This window comes from Micromonospora sp. NPDC047707 (genome assembly GCF_040704235.1).
Lineage (GTDB): Bacteria > Actinomycetota > Actinomycetes > Mycobacteriales > Micromonosporaceae > Micromonospora.
The window spans coordinates 165328-174330 of sequence record NZ_JBEYSU010000011.1; the positions used below are offsets into that span (position 1 = coordinate 165328).

Here is a 9003-nt window from a genome sequence, read left to right on the forward strand (position 1 = left end):
TAGACGACGACAAGCGGCACGACGACAAGAAGGACGACCACCGCAAGGACGGCAAGGACGACAAGCGTCCCGAGCCGGACGAGACCATCACCATGCGGCCCGACGGCTACGGGGGCGGCGCTGCCGACGACTCGGAGCACGGAAAGGACCGCAAGGACTGGAAGGGCGACGAGTACGGCCAGGACGCGGAGGGCCGTGACTGGAAGGGCCACGAGGACGACAAGAAGCGCGAGGACGACAAGAAGCGCGAGGACGACAAGAAGCGCGAGGACGACAAGCGCCACGACGACAAGCGCCACGACGACAAGCGGCACGACGACGACAAGCGCCACGACGACGACAAGCGCCACGACGACAAGCGGCACGACGACAAGCGGCACGACGACGAGAAGTCCAAGGACCACGGCAAGGACCGGTGGGAGCACAAGAAGGACTTCGTCTACTACGGCGAGGCCAAGGTCGACAAGTGGGCCAAGCCGGGCGTCTACAAGATCGAGGGCTCGTGCGGCGATGGCAAGCTGGTGGTATTCCCCAAGGGCGGGGTCGACGGCGGTGACGGTGGCATGACCGCCGGCACCGACCAGGGCCTGGCCGCCGGTGGAGCGGGCCTGCTCGGTGCCGCCGCCCTGGGTGGCCTGGTGCTGCTGCGCCGGCGTCGGACCGACGGTGCTCTCGTCTGACATGACGACGACACGCGCCGGCGGCCGTCACGGGTTTCCGTGGCGTGCCGCCGGCGCCGCGGTCGTCGTCCTGCTCGCCATGGTGGGCTCGGGCCTGATCGGGGCCTCGCTCAAGGACGCCCCCGCTCCCCGGCCCCCACAGCCGCTCGCCCAGGCCGGACCCGCCTCCAGCGGCCCGGTCGAGGCCGAGCCCGACGCCGCCGGCCCGATCGAGGCCGACCTTCCGGCCGAGGGCGGCGATCCGGCCGAGGGCGGCGATCCGGCCGAGGGCGGCGATCCGGACGTGGTCGCCCCGCCGACCCCCGCCGGACTGCCCCGGTCCGCCCCCACCCGGATCGCCATTCCCCGGATCGACGTCGACGCGTCGATCATGCAGCTCGGGACCAACCCGGACGGAACGGTCGAGGTGCCTCCGCTGAAGCAGGCACACCTGGCCGGCTGGTACGAGCCGGGACCCAGCCCGGGCGAGGTCGGCAACTCGGTGATCGTCGGGCACGTCGACTCGGCCGCGATGGGCCCGGCGGTCTTCTTCTCCCTCGGCGCGTTGCAGCCGGGTGACCGGATCGACGTCACCCGGGCCGACGGGCGGCAGGTCGGCTTCACCGTCGAGTCGGTGAAGGCGTACCCGAAGACCGCCTTCCCCACCGAGCAGGTCTACGGCCCCACCGACAAGGTCGGGCTACGGGTGGTGACCTGCGGCGGCATCTTCGACCGGACCGCCGGCAGCTACCCCGACAACATCGTCGTCTTCGCCAGCCGGGCGGAATGACGCGCGGTGCGACGCGGCCCGGCGGTCGGACGAGCCGACCGCCGGGTCGCGTGCGGCATCACGAGGCCGCGGAGGTTCGCACCAGCGTCCGGATCTGGCGCAGCAGCACCGACAGGGCCGCCAGGTCGGCGCGGGATTCGTCGAACTCCCCCATCGCCCGTTGCGCCCGGTGGATGGAGGTCGCGTTCGACTGCTCCCACTGGTGCACCCGCTCGTGTGGCGGCAGGGTGTCCGGCGTGGAGTCCAGCACCTCGGCGGTGAGCGCGGCCAGCGCCGCGTACAGGTCGTAGCGCAACGCCATCCGCGCGAGGGTCTGCCAGCGGTCCTCCCTCGGCAGCAGGGAGATCTTCGACAGCAGCGAGTCCACCCGGAACCGGTCGGAGAGCACGAAGTAGACCGACGCCACCTCGCCCACGTCCCGGCCACTGCTCGCCGCCGTCTCCACCACGTCGAGCAGGCCGAAGCTGTACATCAGCCGGACGGCGTGCTCGGCGAGGTCCCGCGGCAGGCCCTTGGCGGCCATCGAGTCGATGTGCGCCGCGATGGCCTCCCGCTCGCTGCCGTAGAAGAGGGTCTCCATCCCGGGCAGGAGGCGGGCCACCCCGTCGCGCAGACGGGCGATCTCCGCCGGCACGTCGATCGGCGACCGGCGGTTGGTCACCAGCCACCGCACCGCCCGGTCGAGCAGCCGCCGGGTGTCCAGGTAGACACCCGTCTGGAGCTCGGGGGCGATCCTGTCGTCGAGGGCCTCCACCGCGGCCCACAGGTCACGCAGCCCGAACACCTCGCGGACCACGACGTACGCGCGGATCACGTCGGCGGCGCTGGCGGCGGTTTCCTCGACGACCCGGAAGACGAACGAGATGCCGCCCCGGTTGATCGCCTCGTTGACCAGCAACGTCGTGACGATGTCCCGGCGCAGCCGGTGCCGGCCCATCCGGTCGGCGAACCGCTCCCGCATCGGGGTGGGGAAGTAGTTGACCAGGACGTCGGTCGTCCACTCCTCGTCCGGGAGCCCCTCGGTCAGGATCTCCTTCTCCAGCGCGATCTTCACGTACGCGAGCAGCACCGCGAACTCCGGCGCGGTCAGGCCCGACTCGGTCCGGATCGCGAGTTCCTCGTCCGGCGGCAGGGCCTCCAGCGCGCGGTCCAGCGCACCGGACCGCTCCAGCTCGCTGATCATCCGCCGGTGCACCGGGAGCAGGGACGCGGCCTGGGCCTGGGCGTTGTTGATCGCCCGGGCCTGGTCGTAGTTGTCCCGCAGCACCAGGTCGGCGACCTCGTCGGTCATCTGGGCGAGCAGCTCGTCCCGCTCGGCGACGGTCAGCTCCCCGTCGGCGACCGCCGTGTTCAGCAGGATCTTGATGTTCACCTCGTGGTCGGAGCAGTCCACCCCGGCCGCGTTGTCGATGAAGTCGGTGTAGATCCGGCCGCCCGCCAGGGCGTACTCGATCCGCCCGTGCTGGGTGAAGCCCAGGTTGCCGCCCTCGCCGATCACCCGGCAGCGCAGGTCCTTGCCGTTGACCCGGATCGCGTCGTTGGACTTGTCGCCAACCTCCGCGTTGGTCTGGCTGGACGCCTTCACGTAGGTGCCGATGCCGCCGTTCCAGAACAGGTCGACCGGCGCGGTCAGGATCGCCTTCATCAGCTCCTGCGGCGAAATCTGGGTGACGTCGTCGTCGAGGCCGAGCACCGCCCGGACCTGCGGCGTGATCGGCACGGACTTGGCCGTACGCGGGTGCACCCCGCCGCCCGCCGAGATCAGCTCGGGGTTGTAGTCCTCCCAGGACGACCGGGGCAGGTCGAACAGCCGCTTGCGCTCCTCCCAGGAGGTGGCGGCGTCCGGATCCGGGTCGAGGAAGATGTGCCGGTGGTCGAACGCGGCCACCAGCCGGATGTGCTTCGACAGCAGCATCCCGTTGCCGAACACGTCGCCGGACATGTCGCCGACGCCGACGGCGGTGAAGTCCTGCGTCTGGGTGTCATGCCCCAGCTCACGGAAGTGCCGCTTCACCGACTCCCACGCGCCGCGGGCGGTGATGCCCATCTTCTTGTGGTCGTAGCCGGCGGACCCGCCGGAGGCGAACGCGTCGCCCAGCCAGAAGGTGTGCGCGGTGGAGATCTCGTTGGCGATGTCGGAGAACGTCGCCGTGCCCTTGTCGGCGGCGACCACCATGTACGGGTCGTCGCCGTCGTGCCGGACCACGTCCTCCGGCGGCACGATCTCGCCGCTGACGATGTTGTCGGTGACGTCCAGCAGCGCGGAGACGAACTCCTTGTAGCAGACCACCGCCTCGTCCCGGTCGCCCGGCTTCTGCTTGAGCACGAAGCCGCCCTTCGCGCCGACCGGCACGATCACCGCGTTCTTCACCATCTGCGCCTTGACCAGGCCGAGCACCTCGGTCCGGAAGTCCTCGCGCCGGTCGGACCAGCGCAGACCGCCACGGGCCACCGGCCCGAAGCGCAGGTGCACGCCCTCGAAGCGGGGCGAGTACACGAAGATCTCGAACTTGGGCCGCGGTGCCGGCAGGTCCGGGATCGCCTGCGGGTCGAGCTTCACCGCCACGTACGCCTTCGGCCGCCCGTCGGCGCGCTTCTGGTAGAAGCTGGTCCGCAGCGTGGCCTGCATCAGCGTCAGGAACGACCGGAGGATCCGGTCCTGGTCGAGGCTGGCCACGTCGTCGAGCGCGGCGTGGATCTCGCTCACCAGCTCCTTGCTCTGCTGCTGGCGCTGCTCGGCACCCATCGCCCCCGGGGCGAACCGGACCTCGAAGAGCCGCACCAGCAGGGCCGCGACCCGCGGGTACGCGATGAAGGTGGACTCCATGTAGTCCTGCGAGAAGACCGTGCCGGCCTGCCGCAGGTACTTCGCGTACGCCCGCAGCACGACCACCTGCCGCCAGGTGAGACCGCCGCGCAGGACCAGCTCGTTGAACCCGTCCACCTCGGCCTCGCCGCGCCAGGCCGCCGCGAACGCGTTCTCCACGTGCGGGCGCACCTCGGCCAGGTCGTGGTGCCCCTCGGGCAGTCGCAGGCCGAAGTCGTACAGCCAGATCCGGCCGTCGACGCGCTCCACCTCGTACGGGTGCTCGTCGACCACCTTCACGCCGAGCGAGTGCAGCACCGGGAGCACCGCCGACAGCATCATCGGCTCGCCGTACCGGTAGACCTTGAACCGCACGTCCATCGACTCGTCGACGTCCGCGCCACGGCCGGCGCGCGGCGCCACCTGCTTGCGGAACAGGTGCATCTCCAGCTGGCCGGGCTCCTCCAGCAGCTCCAGCTTCGCCAGGTCCTTCATCGCCTCGTACGGCGTGTGCCCGTCCTTGTAGCCCTCCGGGAAGGCGTCGGTGTACCGGGCGAACAGGTGCTTGGCCTGCTCGTCGCCGAGCTTGCGCTCCAGCACCAGCCGGTAGTCGTCGTCCCAGAGGCGGGTGGCGTCGGCCAGCTCCTCGGCGAGCAGGTCCGCGTCGATGTCACCCGGCGGCTTGGTCGGGTCGGTGCGGACGATGAAGTGCACCCGGGCGAGCATCGACTCGGTGACCCGGGTGGTGTAGTCCACCCCGACACCGTTCAGCTCCCGCAGCAGGATGTCCTGCATACGGAGGCGGTTCTGCGTGGTGAACCGGTCCCGGGGCAGGTAGATCAGGCAGGAGATGAACCGGCCGTACGCGTCCCGCCGCAGGAACACCCGCAGCTGCCGGCGACCGGCCATGCGCAGCACACCGATCACCGCGTGGTACAGGTCGTCGGTCTTGATCTGGAACAGCTCGTCGCGCGGGTAGGTCTCCAGGATCTGGAGCAGGTCCTTGCCGGAGTGGCTGCGCTGGCTCAGGCCGGACCGGTCGAGCACCTCCGCCACCTTGCGCCGGACCACCGGCAGCTCACGCACGCTGGTGCGGTACGCGGCGGTGGAGAACAGGCCGAGGAAGCGGCGCTCCCCGACCACCTCGCCGGCCTCGTCGAACACCTTGAAGCCGATGTAGTCGAGGTACGCGGAGCGGTGCACGGTGGCCCGCGAGTTCGCCTTGGTGATGATCAGCAGGCGCTTCTCGGTGACCTTCTCGTGCGCCTCCGGCGTCATCGACGCCAACGCCCGGGCCTCAGTGGAGTCCGAGCGCAGGATGCCGAGGCCGGTGCCGAGGACGGCCTGCAACGCCTTGCCGTCGCCCGCGCCGGGCGCGTCCACCAGGCGGTACTCCCGGTACCCGAGGAACGTGAAGTGGTCGTGGGCGAGCCAGCGCAGCAGCTCGACCGAGTCGGTGATGTCCTTCTCCGGCACCGGCGGTCGGTTGTCGCTGGTGCGGGCGGCGGCCAGCTCGTCGGCGAGGGCCAGGGCGCGCTGGCGCATCTTCGGCCAGTCCTCCACCGCCTCGCGCACGTCGGTCAGCACCCGCTGGAGCTCCCGGCGCAGCGTGTCCCGCTCGCCGGCGTCCCGGACCGGGTCGATCTCGATCCGCATCCAGCTCTCGACCAGGTCACCGGCGATCGCGTCGTCGGGCTCCACGTCGGCGGCCACCTCGACCAGCCGGCCGAGCGGCTCGCGCCGGACCACCAGCAGCGGGTGGACCAGCAGGTGCACGTCGAGGTGGTGCGAGTTGAGCAGGGCGGTCACCGAGTCCACCAGGAACGGCATGTCGTCGGTGACGATCTCCACGACCGTGTGGTGCTGGTCGGTGTCGGGTGAGTGGATCCGCAACTTCAGCTCGCCCGGTACCCGCTGCTCGGCCAACTCCCGGTGGGTGCGGGCCGCGTCGATCATCTCCTCGGCGGTGAAGCCGATCAGCTCCTCGTCCGGCGCGAACCGCCAGTAGCGGCTGACCAGGGTCGCCAGGTCATGATCGTCGCCGGCGAGCGCGACCGCCTGGGCCACCAGGCGCTCCGCGTTGGGTACCGGTTCGTCGAGTTCCGCGTCCTCCACGTCCTCGGCCAGCGCGTCGGCGGGCAGGCCCAGGTCGTAGATCGTGTCGACGCTCGAACCGGTCAGACCGGTCACGCCGGTGTCGACCTCGCCGTAGCCGTCGGAATCGGTTGCCGAATCGAAGTTGTCGTCCCGGCTGGTGTCAACCTGCCGGAGATCGGGTCCCGGTTTAGTAGCCGGACGCCGGTCCATCGGTGCCACTCCCCTCGACCCACCGCGTTGTGGGTCACTCTGCCGCCAGCCTAGGCCCTGCCGAAACGCGCCTTGGTCGGCGGACCACAGTGCGGACGTCCGGATCGGGACTGTCGTCCTTTCACCTGGTTGCGGGTACGCGGTTGGCCCGTCCCGGGATACCCCGCCGCGGGTTGTTCATCACACCGTCACGGGCCCGTCTTTCCGCCGACCCGCCCCGAGCGGGACGATGCGGACGGCGGGGGCGTACTACGGTGCAGGAAGTCCAGACCTCGGGGGATCGTTCCATGCGCCTGTCGTACCGCCGCCGTCACCATCCGTCACGTTCTCCGTACGCGCTCCTCGCCGCAGCCCTGCTCGTCACCGGCGGGCTCACCGCCTGCTCGGGCGAGGACGGGCCGGCCCGCAGCGTGGACGCCTTCCTCAAGGGCTGGCGTTCCGGGGACCTCCAAGCCGTCGGCTTCGTCGACGCCACCGGCGCGCGGGTGCCGGCCGCCGATGTCACGCGGGAGATCAAGGAGCTCTCCGGTGAGCTGGCGGCCACCCCGCCGGAGCTGCGCCGCACCGGCGAGCCGACGGTCACGTCGGGCACCGCGACCGCCACCGTACGCGTCGAGTGGACGCTGCCCGGCGACACCCGCTGGACGTACGACCGTCCGGTGCGGCTCGCCCGGGGCGGCGACGACGAGTGGCAGGTGATCTGGGAGCCGCAGGTCGTCCACGAGCAGCTCACCCGGGGCGACCGGCTGGGGCTGCGCCGGGAGTCCGGTCCCCGGGCGACGGTGCTGGACGCGGCCGGCCAGCCGCTGGTGGCGCCCCGGCCGGTGGTCCGGGTCTCCCTCGTGCCGCAGGAGGTGAAGGACGTACCCGGCGTGGTCCGGAAACTCGACGCGGCGTTCAAGGCGATCCGGCCCGCGCTCGTCCCGCCGGTGGACCTGTCCGACCTTCCGAAGCGCCTCGCCGAGGCCAAGCCCGACGCGCGGGTCGAGGTCGTGACGCTGCGCGACGAGGCGTACCGGCAGATCAAGCCCCGCATCTACGAGCTGCCCGGCACGCGCTTCCCGACCGACAAGCTGGACCTCGCGCCGACCCGCGAGTTCGCCCGCGCGGCGCTCGGCACGGTCGACCCGGCGCAGGCCGACGACCTGGCCAAACACCCCGACCGGTACGCGCGCGGCGACCTGGTGGGCCACGGCGGCCTCCAGGGCCGGTACGACGAGCGGCTGCGCGGCACCCCGGGCCTCACCGTCGTCGTCAACCGCCCCGGCCCGGAGGGCACCCTGACCCCCACCGGCACCGAACTGTTCCGCCGGGAGTTCCGCCCGGGCGAGCCCCTGAAGACCACGCTCGACGTCGCGACGCAGAAGGCCGCCGACACCGCGCTGAGCGCCGAGAAGCGACGCGCGGCCCTGGTGGCGGTCCGCATCAGCGACGGTGCCGTGCTCGCCGCCGCCAACGGCCCCGGCCCGGCCGGGGAGAACCTGGCCTTCACCGCCCAGGTCCCGCCCGGCTCCACCTTCAAGATGGTCAGCGCGCTGGCCCTGCTCGACCGGGGCGCGGTCACGCCGGACCAGCCGGTGGAGTGCCCCAAGACCCGCGAGGTCGACAGCCGGTCCTTCAAGAACTCGGACGACTTCGCGCTCGGATCGGTCCCGTTCCGCACCGACTTCGCGAAGTCCTGCAACACGGCCTTCGTGGCGCTGGCGCCGCAGCTCGGCGCCGACGGGCTCGCCGTCACCGGCCGCGCGCTGGGCCTGGAGGGCACCTGGGACGTCGGCCTGGACGCGTTCTCGGGCAAGGTCTCGGCGAACGGCGGCCCGACCGAGCAGGCCGCCGCGGCCATCGGCCAGGGCACCACGGTGGTGAGCCCGCTGGCCATGGCCTCCGCCACCGCGGCGGTCGCCCGCGGCCGCTTCGTCCAGCCGAAACTCGTGCTCGACCCGGCCCCGGCGAAGCCGGCCGCCGACGGGCCGGAGCTGAAGGCCGAGTCGCTGACCGCGGTACGGGCGATGATGCGCGAGGTGGTCACGGCCGGCAGCGGCAGTGCCCTGGCCGACGTGCCGGGCGGCCCGGTCCACGGCAAGACGGGCACCGCCGAGTACGACGACAACCCGGCGAACACGCACGCCTGGTTCGTGGGCTGGCAGGGCGACGTCGCCTTCGCGGTCTTCGTCGAGCGGGGCGGCTCCGGCAGCGGCACGGCGGCCCCCATCGCCGAGCGCTTCCTCCGCGCCCTCCCCCGCTGACCGCCGGCCCGACGACCGGGTCCCCGCCGCCCGACGGCGAGGACCGGGTCGGCGCTGCCCGCCGGCGAACGGCGGTCCACACCGTGCCGCCGGCACGGCGGTGTCCCACGCGTGGGGGGCCGCCCGGGGGGGGGGGGGGGGGGGGTGTGGTTGGGCCGCGGGGGGGGGGGGGGGGGGGTGTGCGGGGGGGCCGCG

General features: G+C 72.0%; 3 protein-coding genes and 1 pseudogene. 3 read left to right on the forward strand and 1 reads right to left on the reverse strand.

Going from position 1 to position 9003, the window contains the following annotated elements:
* Together AB0873_RS15505 and AB0873_RS15510 are read left to right on the forward strand one after the other, a co-directional pair.
* Positions 1–680: pseudogene (locus AB0873_RS15505) on the forward strand (hypothetical protein); the annotation flags it as partial.
* Between the two features lies 1 nt (position 681).
* A complete protein-coding gene (locus AB0873_RS15510) occupies positions 682–1449 on the forward strand; it encodes a class F sortase (RefSeq protein ID WP_366600393.1) in 768 nt (255 codons plus the stop codon).
* A gap of 58 nt (positions 1450–1507) precedes the next feature.
* Here AB0873_RS15510 and AB0873_RS15515 read toward each other — a convergent pair whose 3' ends face one another.
* The gene (locus tag AB0873_RS15515) at positions 1508–6562 is read right to left on the reverse strand and encodes an NAD-glutamate dehydrogenase (RefSeq protein WP_366600395.1); all 5055 of its coding nucleotides are present in this window, start codon (positions 6560–6562) and stop codon (positions 1508–1510) included.
* A 287-nt stretch (positions 6563–6849) separates the two neighbouring features.
* Between AB0873_RS15515 and AB0873_RS15520 the strand changes: the two genes are divergently transcribed.
* A complete protein-coding gene (locus AB0873_RS15520) occupies positions 6850–8808 on the forward strand; it encodes a penicillin-binding transpeptidase domain-containing protein (protein ID WP_366600397.1) in 1959 nt (652 codons plus the stop codon).
* Positions 8809–9003: the final 195 nt, after the last annotated feature.